The organism is Corynebacterium stercoris (genome assembly GCF_024160105.1).
Lineage (GTDB): Bacteria > Actinomycetota > Actinomycetes > Mycobacteriales > Mycobacteriaceae > Corynebacterium > Corynebacterium stercoris.
Genome location: NZ_JAMFTQ010000002.1, coordinates 1 through 15,714, shown reverse-complemented (window position 1 = coordinate 15,714; position 15,714 = coordinate 1). Strand labels below are relative to the sequence as shown.

General features: G+C 67.8%; 16 protein-coding genes. All 16 read right to left on the bottom strand.

From position 1 onward, the window contains the following. Position 1: 1 nt before the first annotated feature. Positions 2–1,621 (bottom strand): ribosome biogenesis GTPase Der, encoded by a 1,620-nt coding sequence (gene der, locus M5J20_RS02200; protein ID WP_253575932.1) that lies wholly within the window; start codon positions 1,619–1,621, stop codon positions 2–4. Then, on the bottom strand, positions 1,618–2,334 hold the full coding sequence (cmk, locus tag M5J20_RS02195; RefSeq protein ID WP_253575930.1) for a (d)CMP kinase: 717 nt from the start codon (positions 2,332–2,334) through the stop codon (positions 1,618–1,620). Before cmk ends, der begins: the two co-directional genes overlap by 4 nt. Further along, positions 2,334–3,227 carry a pseudouridine synthase gene (locus tag M5J20_RS02190; protein WP_253575928.1) on the bottom strand — a complete coding sequence of 298 codons (894 nt, stop codon included), beginning with the start codon at positions 3,225–3,227 and terminating at the stop codon, positions 2,334–2,336. Before M5J20_RS02190 ends, cmk begins: the two co-directional genes overlap by 1 nt. Before the next feature lie 61 nt (positions 3,228–3,288). After that, complete coding sequence (gene scpB / locus M5J20_RS02185) at positions 3,289–3,825, bottom strand: SMC-Scp complex subunit ScpB (protein ID WP_253575926.1); 537 nt, start codon at positions 3,823–3,825, stop codon at positions 3,289–3,291. A gap of 20 nt (positions 3,826–3,845) precedes the next feature. Further along, positions 3,846–4,649 (bottom strand): segregation and condensation protein A, encoded by an 804-nt coding sequence (locus M5J20_RS02180; RefSeq protein ID WP_253575923.1) that lies wholly within the window; start codon positions 4,647–4,649, stop codon positions 3,846–3,848. Then, positions 4,646–5,530: a ParA family protein gene (locus tag M5J20_RS02175; protein ID WP_253575921.1), complete on the bottom strand. Its 885-nt coding sequence runs from the start codon at positions 5,528–5,530 to the stop codon at positions 4,646–4,648. Before M5J20_RS02175 ends, M5J20_RS02180 begins: the two co-directional genes overlap by 4 nt. A 102-nt stretch (positions 5,531–5,632) precedes the next feature. Further along, positions 5,633–6,538 carry a site-specific tyrosine recombinase XerD gene (gene xerD / locus M5J20_RS02170; RefSeq protein ID WP_253575919.1) on the bottom strand — a complete coding sequence of 302 codons (906 nt, stop codon included), beginning with the start codon at positions 6,536–6,538 and terminating at the stop codon, positions 5,633–5,635. A gap of 3 nt (positions 6,539–6,541) precedes the next feature. Next, positions 6,542–7,210, bottom strand: a complete 669-nt coding sequence (locus M5J20_RS02165; protein ID WP_253575917.1) for an NUDIX domain-containing protein — start codon at positions 7,208–7,210, stop codon at positions 6,542–6,544. Between the two features lie 10 nt (positions 7,211–7,220). After that, positions 7,221–8,108, bottom strand: a complete 888-nt coding sequence (locus M5J20_RS02160; protein ID WP_253575915.1) for a copper transporter — start codon at positions 8,106–8,108, stop codon at positions 7,221–7,223. A gap of 9 nt (positions 8,109–8,117) precedes the next feature. After that, positions 8,118–9,347 (bottom strand): putative cytokinetic ring protein SteA, encoded by a 1,230-nt coding sequence (steA, locus tag M5J20_RS02155; RefSeq protein ID WP_253575913.1) that lies wholly within the window; start codon positions 9,345–9,347, stop codon positions 8,118–8,120. A 55-nt stretch (positions 9,348–9,402) separates the two neighbouring features. After that, positions 9,403–11,133, bottom strand: coding sequence for a DNA repair protein RecN (gene recN / locus M5J20_RS02150; protein WP_253575910.1), 1,731 nt, complete (start codon positions 11,131–11,133; stop codon positions 9,403–9,405). Positions 11,134–11,146: 13 nt separating this feature from the next. After that, positions 11,147–12,070, bottom strand: coding sequence for an NAD kinase (locus tag M5J20_RS02145; RefSeq protein WP_253575908.1), 924 nt, complete (start codon positions 12,068–12,070; stop codon positions 11,147–11,149). A gap of 5 nt (positions 12,071–12,075) precedes the next feature. Next, positions 12,076–12,900 carry a TlyA family RNA methyltransferase gene (locus M5J20_RS02140; protein WP_253575906.1) on the bottom strand — a complete coding sequence of 275 codons (825 nt, stop codon included), beginning with the start codon at positions 12,898–12,900 and terminating at the stop codon, positions 12,076–12,078. After that, on the bottom strand, positions 12,900–13,070 hold the full coding sequence (locus M5J20_RS02135; RefSeq protein ID WP_253575904.1) for a hypothetical protein: 171 nt from the start codon (positions 13,068–13,070) through the stop codon (positions 12,900–12,902). The genes M5J20_RS02140 and M5J20_RS02135 overlap by 1 nt, the downstream gene beginning before the upstream one ends. Before the next feature lie 5 nt (positions 13,071–13,075). Next, entirely contained in the window at positions 13,076–14,059 is a 984-nt protein-coding gene (locus M5J20_RS02130) for an HAD-IIA family hydrolase (RefSeq protein WP_253575902.1), read from the bottom strand. Positions 14,060–14,069: 10 nt separating this feature from the next. Further along, a complete protein-coding gene (locus M5J20_RS02125; RefSeq protein ID WP_253575900.1) occupies positions 14,070–15,290 on the bottom strand; it encodes a hypothetical protein in 1,221 nt (406 codons plus the stop codon). Positions 15,291–15,714: the final 424 nt, after the last annotated feature.

The following is a 15,714-nucleotide window of genomic DNA, read 5'->3' as shown; positions in this document are numbered from 1 at the left end:
GCTACTTCCTCCTCGGGTTACGCTCGCGCACACGCACCGCGATGCGGATCGGCGAGCCGTCGAAGCCGAACTGCTCGCGGAACTTGCGCTCCAGGTAGCGGCGGTAGCCGGCGTCCAGGAAGCCGGTGGTGAACAGCACGATTGTCGGCGGGCGGGTGGACACCATCGTGGCGAAGAGGATCTTCGGCAGGCGGTTGTTCTTCATCGGCGGCGGGTTCGCGGCCACCGCGTCACGCAGCCAGTTGTTGAGCTGGCCGGTGGAGACTCGCTTGTCCCAGCTCTCCAGCGCCTGCTGCATGGCGGGCTCGAGGCGGTGCAGACCGCGGCCGGTTTCGGCCGAGACGTTGATCTTGGTCACCCAGCCCAGGTGGCCGATGGTCTGCTCGAATTCGCGGTCGAAGTAGTAGCGGCGGTCCTCATCCATCAAGTCCCACTTGTTGAAGAGGATCACCATCGCCTTGCCGGCCTCGAGCACCATGGAGATCACGCGCTGGTCCTGCTCCGAGATCTCCTGGGACGCGTCGATGACGCAGACGCAGACCTCGGCGGCATCAATGGTGCCGCGGGTGCGCAGGGACGCGTAGTACTCGTGGCCCTGCGCGTTCTTGACTTTCTTGCGCAGCCCCGCGGTGTCGATGAACTTCCACAGCTGGTCGTCGAGCTGGATCAGCTCATCCACCGGGTCGACGGTGGTGCCGGCGACGTTGTCCACCACAGAGCGGTCGGACTTGGAGAGCTTGTTCAAAAGGCTGGACTTGCCGACGTTCGGTCGACCCACCAGCGCCACACGGCGCGGGCCTTCAGTCACGGAGTTCGCCGCGCGCGGGACCTCCGGGAAGAGGCGCAGGATCTCATCGAGCACGTCGGCGCCGCCGCGGCCGTGCAGCGCAGACACCGGCCATGGGTCGCCCAAGCCGAGGCCGTAGAAGGACGCCACGTCGCCCCACTGCGAATCGGACTCGAATTTGTTGGCCACGAGGATCACCGGCACGTCGGAGCGCTGCAGGTTGCGGGCCATCACGGCATCGGTCTCCGTGATGCCGGTGTGGGAATCCACCACCATGACAATCACGTCGGAGGTCTCCATGGCTGCCTCGGACTGGCGCGCAATAGCGGCGTGGATGCCCTTCGCGTCCGGGTCCCAGCCGCCGGTGTCCTGCACCCAGAAGCGGCGCCCGCCCCAGTCGGAGAGGTAGCTCACGCGGTCGCGCGTAACACCGGGGTGGTCCTCCACCACTGCCTCGCGGCGGCCGATGAAACGGTTCACCAGCGTCGACTTGCCCACGTTCGGGCGGCCCACGATGGAGACGGTCGGCAGTGCCTCCTCGACCACGTTCGGGCGGGTGATGCCGTAGACGCGTTCGAGTTCCTCCCAGTCCGCGTCTTCGTCGAACTCGCCCTCGTCGTCGAGGTCGCTCTCGCCGTAATCGGCCTCGCCGAACTCGGAATCGTCGAACTCAAACTCGTCGTCGCCGTCGAGCTCGTAGTACTCCACATCGTCGGCGCCGACGTACTGAATTTCGACTTCGTCCAGACCGGAGGCGTCGATGCCGGGCTGGAAGAACTCGGTCTCCGGCAGTTCGTCGGGGTTGAACTGATCGTCGTTACGCTCGGTGCTCATCGTGCGCTCCTTTCGATGACCTGGATGAGGGCCTCCAGCACGTCCTCGCGGGACATGTCGGAGGTGTCGATGATGGTGGCGTCGTCCGCCGGCTTCAGCGGGCTGGTTGCGCGGGAGGAATCGAGCTGGTCGCGGCGCTGCACGTCGGCGAGCACGGTCGCGTAATCCGCCTCGCGGCCCGCGGCAATGTCCTGGTCGTAGCGGCGTTTCGCGCGCACGTCCGCGGAGGCGGTCATGTAGGCCTTGGCAGGCGCGTCGGCCAAGACAACGGTGCCGATGTCGCGGCCCTCCACGATTGCACGGTGGGCCTCGCGCGCCAGGTTGCGCTGCAGCGCAACCAGGTTCTCGCGTACCTCCGGGATCGCGGACACGGCAGAGACGTTGCGGGTTACCTCGGCACCGCGGATCTCGCCCGAGACATCCTCTCCCGCGAGCAGCACCTCGGTGGAGTCCGGATCATCCGAGACGGTGAGCGGCAGCGCCGCGGTCGCCTCGATCACGGCTTCCGTATCGGCCGGGTCGACGTCCGCGCGCAGCACTGCCAAGGTGGCCACGCGGTACATCGCTCCCGTGTCGATGTACTTTGCGTCCAGGCGCTTCGCCAGCGCGCGGCAGGTCGTGGACTTGCCGGTGCCGGATGGGCCGTCGACGGCCAGGATCAGGCCACCGTCGGCCGTATTCGTCATGGTTGCAAGGTCCGGTGTAGCACCCATTACATCTCCACCGCCTTGTACAGCGACGCGAGCTCGGCGGAATTCAGGGCGCGCATGGAGCCCGGCTTCATGTCGCCGAGCTGCACCGTGTGCACCTTGGTGCGCACCAGGCGCTGCACCGGGTAGCCGGCGGCCTTGAGCATCCGGCGCACGATGTGCTTGCGGCCCTCGTGCAGCTCCACGCGGATCAGCGACTGGCCGTTGTGCACGTCGACGATCTGCGCGTAATCGGCCTTCGCGATGCCGTCGTCAAGCTCGATGCCCTTCTTCAGCTGCTTCACCAGCTCCGGCTTCGCCTCGCCGAGAACGGTGGCCAGGTAGGTCTTGGACACCCCGTACTTCGGGTGCATGAGGCGGTTCGCCAGCTCGCCGTCGTTGGTGAGCAAGAGCAGGCCCTCGGTGTCCGCGTCGAGGCGGCCGACGTGGAAGAGGCGCTGGCCGCTCGCGGTGCGCTCCGCCAGATAGGAGCCGACGGAGGTGCGGTCCATCTCGTCGTTCATCGTGCTGTGCACGCCGCGCGGCTTGTTGAACGCGAAGTACTCGAGCTTCTCGTTCACGTTGATGCGGGTGCCGTCCACGCGGATCACGTCCACGTCCGGGTTCACCCGGGTGCCCTGCATGGTCACCTTCTCCCCGTTCACGGACACACGGCCCTGGTCGATCATCACCTCGGCGTGGCGGCGCGATGCCACGCCAGCCTGGGCAAGCACCTTTTGCAGGCGCACGCCATCGGTGTTCTGCTTGCGTTCTTTCACGTCGTCGTCATCCCACCAATTATCCGCAAGCGGGTGGGGTTCAACGTGCTGCTTCTTCGCCGGCTTCGCGTAGGAGATGTAGAACGTCTCGTCCTTCTCTCTTTCCGGTATGCCGTCGCGGCGAGCGGGTGGAGTCATGCAAATCATCCTTTGCCTCGGGTCTGAAGTTGTCCGCCCCATGCTACCAGCACGAAACGTATTACCAGGCATCCTCAATGGAGTCGACGTCCGGCAGTAGCGGCGCCAAGTCCGGTAGCCGCGCCAGCGAATCGATGCCGAGCAGCTCCAGAAACAGCTCCGTGGTCACATATCGGTGCGCACCCGTCGATTCATCCGGGTCCACCTCGGCGATGAGTCCGCGCAGCGTCAGCGTGCGCATCACTCCGTCCACGTTCACGCCGCGCACACCCGCGACCTGGGCGCGCGTGACCGGCTGGCGGTACGCCACCACAGCCAGCGTCTCCATCGCCGCACGGCTCAGCTTCGCCTGCGCCCCGTCGAGCACGAACGCTTCCACGGCCTCGGCGTTCTCGGGCCGCGTGTACAGCCGCCACCCCTCGGCGGTCTCCCGCAGGTCGATGCCGCTGCCCGCCGCGTCCAGCTCCCGCGCCCATCCGCGCAGGTGCTTGTCGACGTCCGTTCTCTCCGCCCCGAGGGCACCAGCGATCGCCTCGGGAGATACCGGCGTGTCCACGACGAGCAGGATCGATTCGATTTGTGAGCGCAGTCTGTCCATCGTCGTCAAGCCTAAGCCCCTTACTCCCAGTTGCCGGCAGCCACCACGGCCGGGTCGACGCGTGCGCCGGTCCACGCCACGTCGAGCTGGCCCAACGCCTCCGGCTGCTGCGTGTCCACCGCCTGCGCCTTGTACAGCTCCAAGAGCGCGAGGAAGCGTCCCACCACCTCCATGGAACGGGCGCAGTCGCGGGTGAGCGCCGCGAAGCTCAGCCAGTTGCCCTCGCCGGCGCGGGTGAGCTGGTCGAGGATGCGGCCAGCCTGTTCGGGGACCGATACGTGCACGTCGTGGACGTGGTCGGTGCGCACCTCCTCCGGCGGCTTGGGGCGGAAGACGCTCGCGGCCAGCTCGGCGAAACTCGCCGGCGTGTGGCCGAGTGCCACGGGCGGCAAGAGCTCCACGAACTGCGGTTCCATCGACACGGCGCGCGGGTAGCGGCGGCGCGCCCCGAGCTGCCAGCGGGAAAACTCGTCCGCAACCCGCTGGTAGGCGCGATACTGCAGCAGGCGGGCGAAGAGCAGATCGCGGGATTCGAGCAGCTCGAGGTCCTCGATCTCCCCGCCCTCCCCGCGCGGCAGGAGACGGGCTGCCTTGAGGTCCAGGAGTGTGGCGGCGATGAGCAGGAACTCGGTGACCTCGTCCAGCGCGGCGGTCTCCCCGAGTGCGCGGGTGTAGGCGATGAATTCGTCCGTGACCTCCGCGAGTGCGACCTCGGTGACGTCGAGCTTCTTCGAGTTGATGAGGTTCAGCAGCAGGTCGAAGGGCCCCTCGAAGTTGTTCAGGACGAGGGTGAAGCCGGTGATTTCCGGCTGCTCGTACCTCACCGCTCGGTTCGTTCCATCACCTCGAGCGCGAGGCTGCGGTACTGCTCGGCGCCCTGGGAATGCGGGGCCCACGTGGTGATCGGCTCACCTGCCACCGAGGTCTCCGGGAAACGCACGGTGCGGGTAATGACCGTGTCGAACACGCGGTCCCCGAACACCTCTACCACGCGCTCCATGACCTCACGGGCGTGGGTGGTGCGGCGGTCGAACATGGTCACCAGAATGCCCACGATGTCCAGGTCGAAGTTAATGCGGTCGCGCACCTTCTCCACGGTGTCGGTGAGCAGCGCCAGGCCGCGCAGCGAGTAGTACTCGCCCTCCATCGGGATGATCACGCCATGGGATGCGGCGAGCGCGTTGACGGTGAGCAGGCCGAGGGACGGGCCGCAGTCGATGAAGATGTAGTCGTACTCCCCGCGCACCGGGCGCAGCGCCCGGGCCAGCGTGTGCTCGCGGCCCACCTCGTTGACCAGCTGAATCTCGGCGGCCGAGAGATCGATGTTCGCCGGCACCAAGTCCAGGCCGGGAACGTTGGAGTGCTTGATTGCGGCGTGGATGCTGGCGGTGTTGTCGAAGAGCAGGTCGTAGACCGTGACCTGGTCCTCATCGTGCGGAATGCCGAGGCCGGCGGACAGCGCACCCTGCGGGTCCAGGTCCACCAGGAGCACCCTGCGGCCCTGCTCCACCAGCGAGGCCCCGAGGTTGATGGTCGAGGTGGTCTTACCCACGCCGCCCTTCTGGTTCACCATCGAGATGATGGTGGCCGGGCCGTGGCGGTCGAGCGGCTTCGCGGCCGCGAACTCGCGGTGGGGCCGCCCGGTGAGGAACGTTTTCTGCTCCTCAGCGTCGAACAACGCGTTGCTCGCCGGTTTGTCCGCCATCGCCCATCCTTCCTGTTGCTTCGTGCGCGACAATCATGCCGACACACTTGACGCTCTCATCTTACAACGGTGCAATTTTCCGCGTCAGGGTTCCAAGCGCCATCATGCGCGGGGATGGGCACTTGCCCACACCTCGCGCAAGCTGTCTGCGGTCACGTGGGTGTAAATCTGCGTCGTGGTCACCGAGGCGTGGCCCAGCAATTCCTGCACGGTGCGCACGTCCGCACCGCCTTCCAGCAGGTGCGTTGCAAACGAATGGCGCAGCGTGTGCGGGGAGATGTCCTTCTCCAACCCCGCGCGCTCGGCAGCTTGCTTAATCACGGTCCACGCGCTCTGGCGCGACAGCGCACCTCCGCGCGCGTTCAGAAACAAGGCGTGAGACTTGCCCCGGGACAGTACGGGGCGCGACCGCACGAGGTACGCGTCGATCGCCTTATGCGCGTGCGAACCGAGCGGCACCAGCCGCTGCTTGTTGCCCTTGCCGGTCACCGCGAGGATCCCCTCGTTGCCCGCCACGTCGTCGACCACCAGCGCCAGCACCTCGCTCACGCGGGCCCCGGTGGCGTACAGCGTCTCCAACAGCGCCTTGTCGCGTAAACCCACCGGGCTGTCCTCGGAACAGGCGTCGAGAAGCGCCGCGACCTCGGTGATGCTCAGCGTGTCGGGGAGCTTCTCGCCTGACGACGGCGGGGACACCTCAGCCGCCACGTCCGCCGGCAGCACGCCCTCTGCGACCCCGAACTTGTGCAGCCCGCGCGCCACCACCAGTGCCCGCGCCGCCGACGACGCCGCAAGCGGCGCAGCGCCGCCCACCCCGCGCCGCAGATCCGCAACGTACGCCTCCAGGTGCTGCGTCGTCACCTGATTGAGGTCCGCGAGCCCGGCGGCTTCGAGCCAGGTGACGTAACGGTTCAGGTCGCGGTCGTAGTTGGAGACGGTGTTGTCGCTCAACCCCCGCTCCACCACCAAGTGGTCGTGCCACTTCGCGGCGAGTGCCGCAGCATCCACCGCTTACTCTCCTGCGCCTACGGCCGGTAGGCGCTTCATGTCGGGGACAATTCCCTCGGCCGCACGGCGCTCAGGCATCGAAGTCGGACGCAGGTCGAAAGAATCACTGGTCGGGCGCGGCGCCGCACGCCCCGCCTCCACCTCGCCGGCCGCGAGAATGCCGGCGACGGCGATGGAGTTCACGATCCCTCCGCGCATCACCTCCGCACGCGCCTCATCGAGCGGCACCCATGAGAAGCCCATGTCGGCCTCCTCGTGCTCCGCCTCGGGGCGCTCAACCTCGGTAAGCCCGCGCGCGATGAAGACGCGGACCGCCTCCTCGGCGAAGCCCGGCGAGGTCACCAGATCCACCAGCACACCCCACTCCTGGGCCTCAAGCCCAGCCTCCTCGACGAGTTCGCGCTTCGCCGTGGTCAGCTCATCTTCCTCGTGGATGTCCAGAATGCCGGCCGGCAGCTCCAGCAGACGGCGGCGCACCGAGTGGCGGTACTGCTCCACCATGGCCACGCGGCCGTCCGAATCCAGCGCGACAACTGCCACGGCCCCGAAGTGCTCGACGATCTCGCGGTTCGCCTCGCCCCCGCCCGGCATCGTGAGCCGGTCGCGCCGCAGCGCGAGGATCGGGGCATCGTGGAGCAGTTCGGAATCGACAACGGTGAACTCGTGGTGCATGGGCACCACCCTACTGCTCCGCCGGAGCCTCCTCCGCTTCCTCGGCGTTCTCCTGCGCCCCGACGAGCTCGCTGGCCTTCAGAATCGCGGCGATACGCCCCGCCTCGGTGCCCACGAAGGGCACGGTGTGCACGCCTTCGATCTCAGGGCCTTCGCTTCCCGACGCCAGCACCACCCGCGCGTTCGCCCCCAGCGCCGCCACAAGGTCGGTGAGCGCCTGGGCCTCGTACCCGTCCGTGGCCTCCTCACCGGTGACAATGAAGAGCACACTTGCGGGCGCGATGGGGCCGCGTGCCTCGATGAACCCGGCTGCCTCCAGCGCCTCCAGGACGAAGGCTCGGTCCCCGGCGGGTGCGACCGCCTCACCGGTCTCGGGATCGGCCGCCAAAACTGCAGCAAGGGACTCACCTGCATGGGTGCCCGGCGAGCGGTTCTCCACCGACAGCTGCGCGCCCGCGGGCAGCGTGGTGGCGATGATGCTGGAGAGCTCGTCGGCGGCGTCGCGGTCGAAGAACTTCTCGGTCAGGCCGATACCGCCGGCGTTGGAGGCACCCGCCGCGTTGGACATCCAGCGCACGCCGGCGGCGTCCGCGTCAGATGCGGCGGCGGTGCGGATCAGCGTCACGGCCACGCCGTCGAGCACGCCCTCGACGATGCCCTGCGCCTGGTCCGCCAAGAGGATGTTCGACGCATCGATCTTCTTCTGCGCATCCGCGTCCTGCGCCGTGTTCTCCGCAGCCTCCGCGTCGGTGTCGGAAGTGGCGGCGGAAACACCGGCGTCGGCAAGCGAGCCCTGCAGTGCCGGAGCGATGAGCAAGGTGCCCAGCGCCACGCCGAGTGCGATGCCCCAGCCGAGGCCCGCGGCAACGAGACCGGAAGCTTGTCCTGCGTTTGCCATCGTGCCCCCTTAGGAAATCCAGCCCTGGACGGCGGAAGCGATCGCGTCCCAAGTGTTCACCAGGTTATCCGTGAACGCGCCCGGGCCGCCGAGACCGACAATGATCACGATGGTCGCCGCGGCGACGAGCAGGCCCAGGATTGCCCAGGCCCACGCCACGCCTCCGCCGCCGGTGTTCGTGGTGTAAAGGTGCTCGATCACGGTCGAATCCACGAGCTTGCGGCCGGCCTTCAGCCGCGTGAGCAGCGCAGCCGGCTCCGCGTCCTCAGCCTCAGCGAAGATGCGGTCCAGCTCCACCGGCGTGCCGACGGTGATGATCATCTCCGCGTCGTGGAACACCGCGAGCAGCACCGCGAGATCCGTCGCGGACTCAGTGGCGGCCGGGAAGGTCATCGCGCCGACGCCGAGGTCCTGGATGCGCTCGAGGCCGGGCGCGTAGCCGTCGGTCTCCGCAGGCAGGATCACCTTGGCGTCGCCGCGCAGGTGCTCGGCGGCGACGTCGGTCGGATCGGCCACGATGAAGTCGGGCTCGTATCCCGCGGCAGCCAGCGTGTCGGTGGCCTTGCCCACGCCGATGATCACCGGCGTGAACTCGCGGATGAAGTTCTTCAGCCCGTCGAGGCGCTCGCGGGTGTCCGGTGCCGGGGAGACGATGAGCACCTTGCGGTCCTGCATCGCGTCGCCCACCTCGGGCGCGCCGACACCGTCGATGAGCAGGGGCGCTTCGGAGTGGATGAACTCGATGGTGTTGCCGAAGTAGGCCTCCATGTTTTCCACCAGGCTGCGCTGCGCCTCGGCGAACGTCGTCTCCACATCTGCGCGAGACACAGCCGCAGCGTGTCCCGCGACCTTCTTGCCCACCGTGATCTCGCCGCCGCCGCTGACGCGGATCTTCTTGCCGTCGCGGATCGCGGAGCGCATTTCGCTGCCGGCGCCCTCAAAGAGCGGAATACCGGCGTCGAGAAGCAAATGCGGGCCGTAGTTCGGCACGGAGCCGGTGGTGAAGCGGGAAAGGTTGACCACGGCGGCGGGCTTTGCGGCGATGAGCAGCTCGGCGAGGCGGCGCGTCATGTCCGGGGCGTCGACGATCGCGATGTCGCCCGCGGTGATGCGGGAAAGTCCCTTGCCCTGCGGGGTGCAGTCGCGCAACGTGCCGGTGACGGGCTGCGGCGCCTGCTCGACCACCTGGTTGGTGCCCTCAGGCTGCGCCGCTGCAGCGTTGTGTGGGGAGACAGTCATGCCCGCTATTGTGCACCCTGACCTGCCCCGAACCGTTGAGGCGCGCGGGGACGTACTAGCCGCGGATCACCGCAACCTCGCCCTGGGCGCGCTGCAGCAGCTCCGCTGCGTGCGCGCGGCCGGTGTCCGAATCGTCGAGGCCCGCCATCATGCGCGCGAGCTCCTCCACGCGCTCCTCGTCCGCGAGCTGCGCGACACCGGAGCTGACCGCCTCGTCTCCCACATGCTTGGACACGTGCAGGTGCGCATCCGCGTACGCGGCGACCTGCGGCAGGTGCGTGACCACGATGACCTGGTTGTTCGTAGCAAGCCGCGCGAGGCGGCGCCCGATCTCCACCGCGGCGCGGCCACCGACGCCGGCATCGACCTCGTCGAACACCAGCGTCGCGCCGCCCGCGGAGCCCGAGAGAATCACCTCGAGTGCGAGCATGACGCGCGAGAGCTCGCCGCCAGACGCACTCGTGGCCAGCGGCTTCGGCTCCATCGCCGCGTTCGAGGCAAGTCGAATCTCTACCGCGTCAGCGCCCGTCGGCCCGTACTGGGCATGCTCAACTGTCACGGTGAGCTGGGTCTTCGGCATCGCGAGGCCGTGCAGCTCCTCGGTCACCGCCGCGCCCAACTGCGAGGCCGCCGCCTCCCGGGCAGCGCTGAGGTGCTTGGCGCGAGCCGCCACCTCGCGCTCCAGCTCAGCGACGCGGGCAGTGAGCTTTTCGACGGCGCCCTCCGACGTATCGATCTTGCTCAGCCGCTTCGCCGCCTTCTGCCGCCAAGCGATCACGCCGGCCGCGTCGGGTGCGTACTTGCGGGTCAACGCCTTGAGCTCCTGCTGGCGCTGCAGCAGGCGGTCGAGCTCATCCGGGTCGCTCGGGAGGTCCGCGAGGTAGCTGCCGAGCTCTACCGCGACATCGCCGAGTACCGAGGAGACCTCCGCGAGGCGATCAGCAAGCTCCTTCAGCGCCGCGTCACTTGCGTTGGCCAGCGCACCGGAGGCCTGGCCGACGAGGGCGGACGCCGCCTGATCGTCGCCCGAGGCGTAGCCGCCGGCTGCCTCCGCGCCGTCGATTGCGGCCAGCGCCGCCGTGGCCGCCTCTCGCAGCGCGTCCACGTCCTGGAGCCGGTTGATGGTTGCCACCAGCTCCTCGTCTTCGCCTGCCTCGGGCGCCACGGCGTCAATCTCGTCGATGGCGAACTGCAGCCGGTCCGCCTCCTGGGCAAGCTCCTGAGACTTGGTCGTGCGCTCCTTGAGTTCGCGGGCGGCCGCGCGCCATTGGCCGTAGACCTCGCGGTACTCCTCCAGGACGGCGGCGATGGCGGGGTCGAAGCGATCGAGCGCCGCAAGCTGCTCATCCGGCGATATGAGGCGCAACTGGTCGTTCTGGCCGTGGATGGTCAAAAGGTGGGAGGCGAACTCGCCCAGCGTGGCTGCGGGCACCGTGCGGCCGGCAAGGTGGGCGCGGGAACGGCCGGTGGCCTTCACGGAGCGTGCGACCACGTACTCCCCGTTCTCGTCGGGCGCTGCGCCGGCTTCTTCGGCCAGGGCGGTGACCTTCAAGCGAGCGTCGTCAGGCAAGGCGTCAATGGCGAAAGCACCTTCAACCACGGCCTCCGAGGAACCGCTGCGCACGCGGGAGGCGTCGGCACGCCCGCCCGTGAGCAAGCGCAAGCCGGTAACCACCATGGTTTTACCGGCGCCGGTTTCGCCTGTGAGCACAGTCAACCCCGGCGAAAATTCCGCCGAGGCGGAAGGAATCACGCCGAGGTTGCGGATCGCAATCTCAGTAAGCATGGTGCGGCCAACCCTACCGTGGACCGCGCCAGCCGGAGACCGGCAGCTGGAACTTGCGCACCAGGCGGTCCGTGAACGGGCGCTTATCCAGGCGCACCCACTTCACGCCGCGCGCGCCGCGGGTCACCTCCACGCGGGAGCCAGGGGGCATGTCGATGGAACGGAAGCCGTCCATCATCGCCATCGCGGCACCCGTCGTCGGCTCCAACTCAACGGCGACGGTGGAGTGCGGGGACACCACCAGCGGCTTCGCAAACAGCGCGTGCGCGTTGTTCGGCACCACCAGGATGGCCTCCAGATTCGGCCACATGACCGGGCCGCCGGCGGAGAACGCATAAGCGGTCGAGCCGGTCGGCGTGGAGATCAGCACACCGTCGCAACCGAAGGAGGACACCGGGCGGAAATCAACCTCCAGCGTGGTATCCAGCACTTGGGTGCGGTCGGTGTTCTCCACGCTGCACTCGTTGAGCGCCCACCCGCGGCCGAGCTCCACACCGTCCGCGTCGCGGACGACGACATCCAGCGTCATCCGCTCATCCACCGTGTAGCTCTTGTCGATCACGTGGCCGACGGACTTTTCCAAGCTCTCCGCCTCGCCCTCTGCCAGGAAGCCGACGTGGCCCATGTTGATGCCCAGCACCGGCAGATCCTGCGCCCGCGCGTAGCTTGCGGCGCGCAAAAACGTGCCGTCGCCGCCGAGCACAAGCACCAGCTCGCAGCCGGCAGCTGCCTCAGGGCCGGCACCGACCCGGTCGAGGCCTGCGAGCACCGGCTCATCCTCGATGGGGCTCTTCACCCCGGGCGTGCTCTGCTCCAGCAGCCGCACGCGGATGCCGGCATCCTGCAGCAGGCGCGCGGCCTTCGCCGCGGCGGCGATGTTTTCCGGGCGGTAGAAGTGCGGGACGAGCAGGATCTCCCTGGGCTGTGTTGCGTCCATCGGCGTTACTGCGGTCCTTCCTCCACGGCGGCGGCGACAAGCTCCGCCACCTCATCCGGGTGAAGCGCGGACGCACCGCCGTCCTTCACCAGCCATAAGAAGTATTCTACGTTTCCGCTCGGGCCCGGCAGCGGCGAGGCTGTCACCCCCTTCAGGCTCAAACCGAGCGTCTGCGCGTACTCGGCTACCTCCGCCGTCACCTCCGCACGCAGTTCCGGCGAGCGCACCACCCCGCCGCTGCCCAGGCGGTCCTTGCCCACCTCGAACTGCGGCTTCACCATCGGCAGCAGATCGGCGCCTTCCGACATGCACGCGACAATCGCGGGCAGCACCAGCTTCAGGGAAATGAACGAGAGGTCGCCCACCATCAGATCCGCCGTACCGCCCATGAGCTCCGGCGTCAGATTGCGGATGTTCGTCCGATCTAGCACCACCACACGCTCATCGTTCTGCAGGCGCCACACCAGCTGGCCGTAGCCCACGTCCACCGCGACAACCTCGCTCGCACCCCGCGACAGCAGCACGTCCGTGAACCCACCCGTCGAGGCTCCCGCATCCAAAGCACGACGCTTGCCGACGCTCAGTCCCCGCCCCTCAAACACCTCCAACGCGCCGAGCAGTTTGTGCGCGCCGCGTGACGCCCACTCGTCCTCTTCGGAGGCGCTGACCTTGATGGAGACACCCGGCTCAACGATGGTGGCCGGCTTCGTGGCCACGAAACCGCCGACCTCCACGCGCCCATCCTTAATCCATGCCTGGGCCTGCTCGCGTGAACGGGCGATCTTGCGCCTGACCAACTCTGCGTCGAGACGCCTGCGTCCTGGGGCCATTAACGCTCCTTCCCTTGCAACGCATCGGCGAGCAGCCCGTGCGCGCGCGTCAGCTGCTCGGTCTCCTCCGCGAGCGATGAAGCTGGCTCAGCGAGCACGGCATCGAATTGTGCGACGAGTGCGCCGGTGTCGATCGTCGGAAAGCGGGGCCCCGGTTTCGGTGCGCTCACCTGGCCTACCACCAGCCGTCGGTCGCGGCCTCGGCGGCGTCCGAGTTCGGGCGGACCAGCTCCGGGGGCTCCGGCATGAGCCAAGCGACTTCCAGCACCGTGCGCAGTGCCTGGATGCTCGTCGCGCCCGGCGTGCCGTGGCTGAGGATGATGTCCCTGCCGTCCACGCGGGCGCCGAAGCCGCCCTGGCGGTTGGGGCGCAGCTCTTCGGGATCGGCGGCGAGACCGCGCATGTCCTCAGCGACGTAGGTCGGACGCAGCTCCTTCGGCGCCTCCAGCAGCGCCAGCGGACCAGAGACACCGGTCAGCACGTGCAGCGCGGGAACGCCGGCGGCGACGGCGCCAGCGATGTCGGTGTCGAGGCGGTCCCCGACCGCGAGCGGACGTTGCGCCTCAACGGACTGCGCAGCCTGCAGGAACATCGCGGGCTGCGGCTTGCCTGCCGACTGCGGCACGACGCCCGTCGCTGAGCTCACCGCGGCAACCATCGAGCCGTTGCCCACGAGGAAACCGCGCTCACTCGGCAGGCTTGTGTCGAGGTTGGACGCGAGATACGCCGCGCCGCGCTGGATCGCCAGCGCCGCCTCCGACAGATCACGCCAACCGGTGTCCGGGTTGAGCCCATGGAGCACCACTTTCGGGTCCTCGTCGGCGGAATCGACGATGCGGTAACCGGCGTCAGTCACGAGCTCCCGGAACGACTGGGTGCCGAGCACGAACACGTTGTCGCCCGGCTCCAGGTGCTTCGCCGCCAGCCACACCGCCGCGTGGGCTGAAGTGAGTACGTGCTCCGGCCGCGCATCGAGCCCGATTGCGCGCAGCATCTCGGCGACGCTTTCCGCGCTTCTCGACGCATTATTTGTGATGTACATCGCCGGCACCTGCAGCGCGTCGATCGCGTCGACAGCGTGCGGGAGGGCAGTGCCGCCCGCCCAGACGGTTCCGTCCAGGTCGAAGAGCACGGCATCATGATTGTCCACCAAAGCCATAGCGACGACACTAGTCGAGCTCGGCGAGACGCTCACGAGCGTCCGTCATCTCTTCTTCGTCCAGCTCCGCAGCGTGCTCGAACCAGGTGCGCGCCTCGTCCTTGCGATCCAGTGCGAGGAGCGCATCTGCGTAGGCGTAGGAGAGGCGGGCCTGGCTGTACCCCTCAGAGTCCAGCGAGGGGTTCAGGCGATCCAGGGTTGCCAGCGCAGATTCGTGCTGTCCCAGATCGTGGCGGGCACCCGCCAGCACGATAGCGAGCTCGATGCGGTCTTCCTCGTTCAGCTCGCGAGCTTCCGGTCCGCGACCGATTTCCAGCGCCTTCTCCGGGCGACCGAGACCTCGCTCAGCATCGGCCATCACCGCAAGGAGACCCGGGCCGCCGGTCATGCGGCGGGCAGCGCGCAGCTCGGAGAGCGCCTCGCGCCACTCGCCCGCGTGGTAGGCGACGACACCGTTCGTCTCGCGCACGACACCAACACGGCCGGCACGGTTCTTTGCCGCTCGTGCGTGTCGCAGCGCCAGCTGCGGGTCGTCTTCCAGGAGCTCAGCAGCCATCACGAGGTGCTTTGCTACGCGGTCTGCGTTGTCCTTCGACAGCACTCGCAGATCCTGAAGCACCGACGGGTCAAGCAGCGTGATGTCGATATCGTCGTGCAGATCCGGCTCAGACAGACGCTGGGCCATGCGGTCCTCGCGGAAACCTTCGCGGCGCGGGTTTGAGCGATCGTGGCGAACACGGTTGTCGTCGCGACGGTCGCCGTACGGGCGCTCGGAACGGCCGCCGCGGTTGTTGTCGTTGTTGCCCCGGCGGCCGCCGCGGTTGGCGCGGTGGTCTCGGTGATCTTCGCGGCGGCGGTCGTTGCGGTCACGGTCGCCACGGTAACCGCCACGTTGGTCGCTGCGGTCACGGCGGTCCTCGTGGTAACCGTCACGACGGCGGTCATCCCGATCGTTGTACCGACGACCTTCGCCGCCGCGTTCGCCGCGCTCACCCCTATCTCGGCGGTCACGGTAGCCACCCGAATCACGGTGATCTCGATTCCCGCGGTACCCGCCGCGCCGGTCATCGCCAGAGTCACGGTCATCTCGGCGGTCCCGGTAATCCCGGCGGTCGCCAGATCGCTGACGATCTGCACCGCGGGCCCCACCCTGGCGATCGCGTCGCTCCGTCCTTTGTTCCTGGCGCTCTTCTGCAGCCTGATCCTCTGGGCGGTTGTCCTGCTCTGACATCACTGACCTTTCGTACGAGTTCACAACATTATAAGGACGCAGCGTTCCAAGCCCACACCCGCTGTGACCTCCTGAACCGAGATGGTTGCGGTTAGTGGGTGGCTCGTCTCCGGCAGGTTGCGGAGTATTGTAGCGACCTGGGGTTTTGGGTGGTGGTGTGAAAGATTCTGCAGAATCTTTCTGGGGCGCTCGGGTCGGTCTCCTAGGTGTGCGCGGTGGCCGCTGTTGTTGGCCGCTGGCGGGTCTTTTGGGTGGTTGGTGGCTGCAGTGGTTTACCGCATGTCTGCAGGGGCGGGGTTTAGGGACTGAAGCTTTCCTGTGAACCCTCGGCCATCGGTGAGGAGTTCCAGATGAATTACCCGTTGGCGGTTCGTGAGCGTGCCGTCGAGCTTTACGGCAAGGGTCTAGAGCCGCAGCAGGTACG

Bases quoted from the DNA above. Each gene is read 5' to 3' on its own strand.
- der (WP_253575932.1), bottom strand. From the start codon at position 1,621: ATGAGCACCGAGCGTAACGACGATCAGTTCAACCCCGACGAACTGCCG.
- cmk (WP_253575930.1), bottom strand. From the start codon at position 2,334: ATGGGTGCTACACCGGACCTTGCAACCATGACGAATACGGCCGACGGT.
- M5J20_RS02190 (WP_253575928.1), bottom strand. From the start codon at position 3,227: ATGACTCCACCCGCTCGCCGCGACGGCATACCGGAAAGAGAGAAGGAC.
- scpB (WP_253575926.1), bottom strand. From the start codon at position 3,825: ATGGACAGACTGCGCTCACAAATCGAATCGATCCTGCTCGTCGTGGAC.
- M5J20_RS02175 (WP_253575921.1), bottom strand. From the start codon at position 5,530: ATGGCGGACAAACCGGCGAGCAACGCGTTGTTCGACGCTGAGGAGCAG.
- M5J20_RS02165 (WP_253575917.1), bottom strand. From the start codon at position 7,210: ATGCACCACGAGTTCACCGTTGTCGATTCCGAACTGCTCCACGATGCC.
- M5J20_RS02160 (WP_253575915.1), bottom strand. From the start codon at position 8,108: ATGGCAAACGCAGGACAAGCTTCCGGTCTCGTTGCCGCGGGCCTCGGC.
- steA (WP_253575913.1), bottom strand. From the start codon at position 9,347: ATGACTGTCTCCCCACACAACGCTGCAGCGGCGCAGCCTGAGGGCACC.
- recN (WP_253575910.1), bottom strand. From the start codon at position 11,133: ATGCTTACTGAGATTGCGATCCGCAACCTCGGCGTGATTCCTTCCGCC.
- M5J20_RS02145 (WP_253575908.1), bottom strand. From the start codon at position 12,070: ATGGACGCAACACAGCCCAGGGAGATCCTGCTCGTCCCGCACTTCTAC.
- M5J20_RS02140 (WP_253575906.1), bottom strand. From the start codon at position 12,900: ATGGCCCCAGGACGCAGGCGTCTCGACGCAGAGTTGGTCAGGCGCAAG.
- M5J20_RS02130 (WP_253575902.1), bottom strand. From the start codon at position 14,059: ATGGCTTTGGTGGACAATCATGATGCCGTGCTCTTCGACCTGGACGGA.
- M5J20_RS02125 (WP_253575900.1), bottom strand. From the start codon at position 15,290: ATGTCAGAGCAGGACAACCGCCCAGAGGATCAGGCTGCAGAAGAGCGC.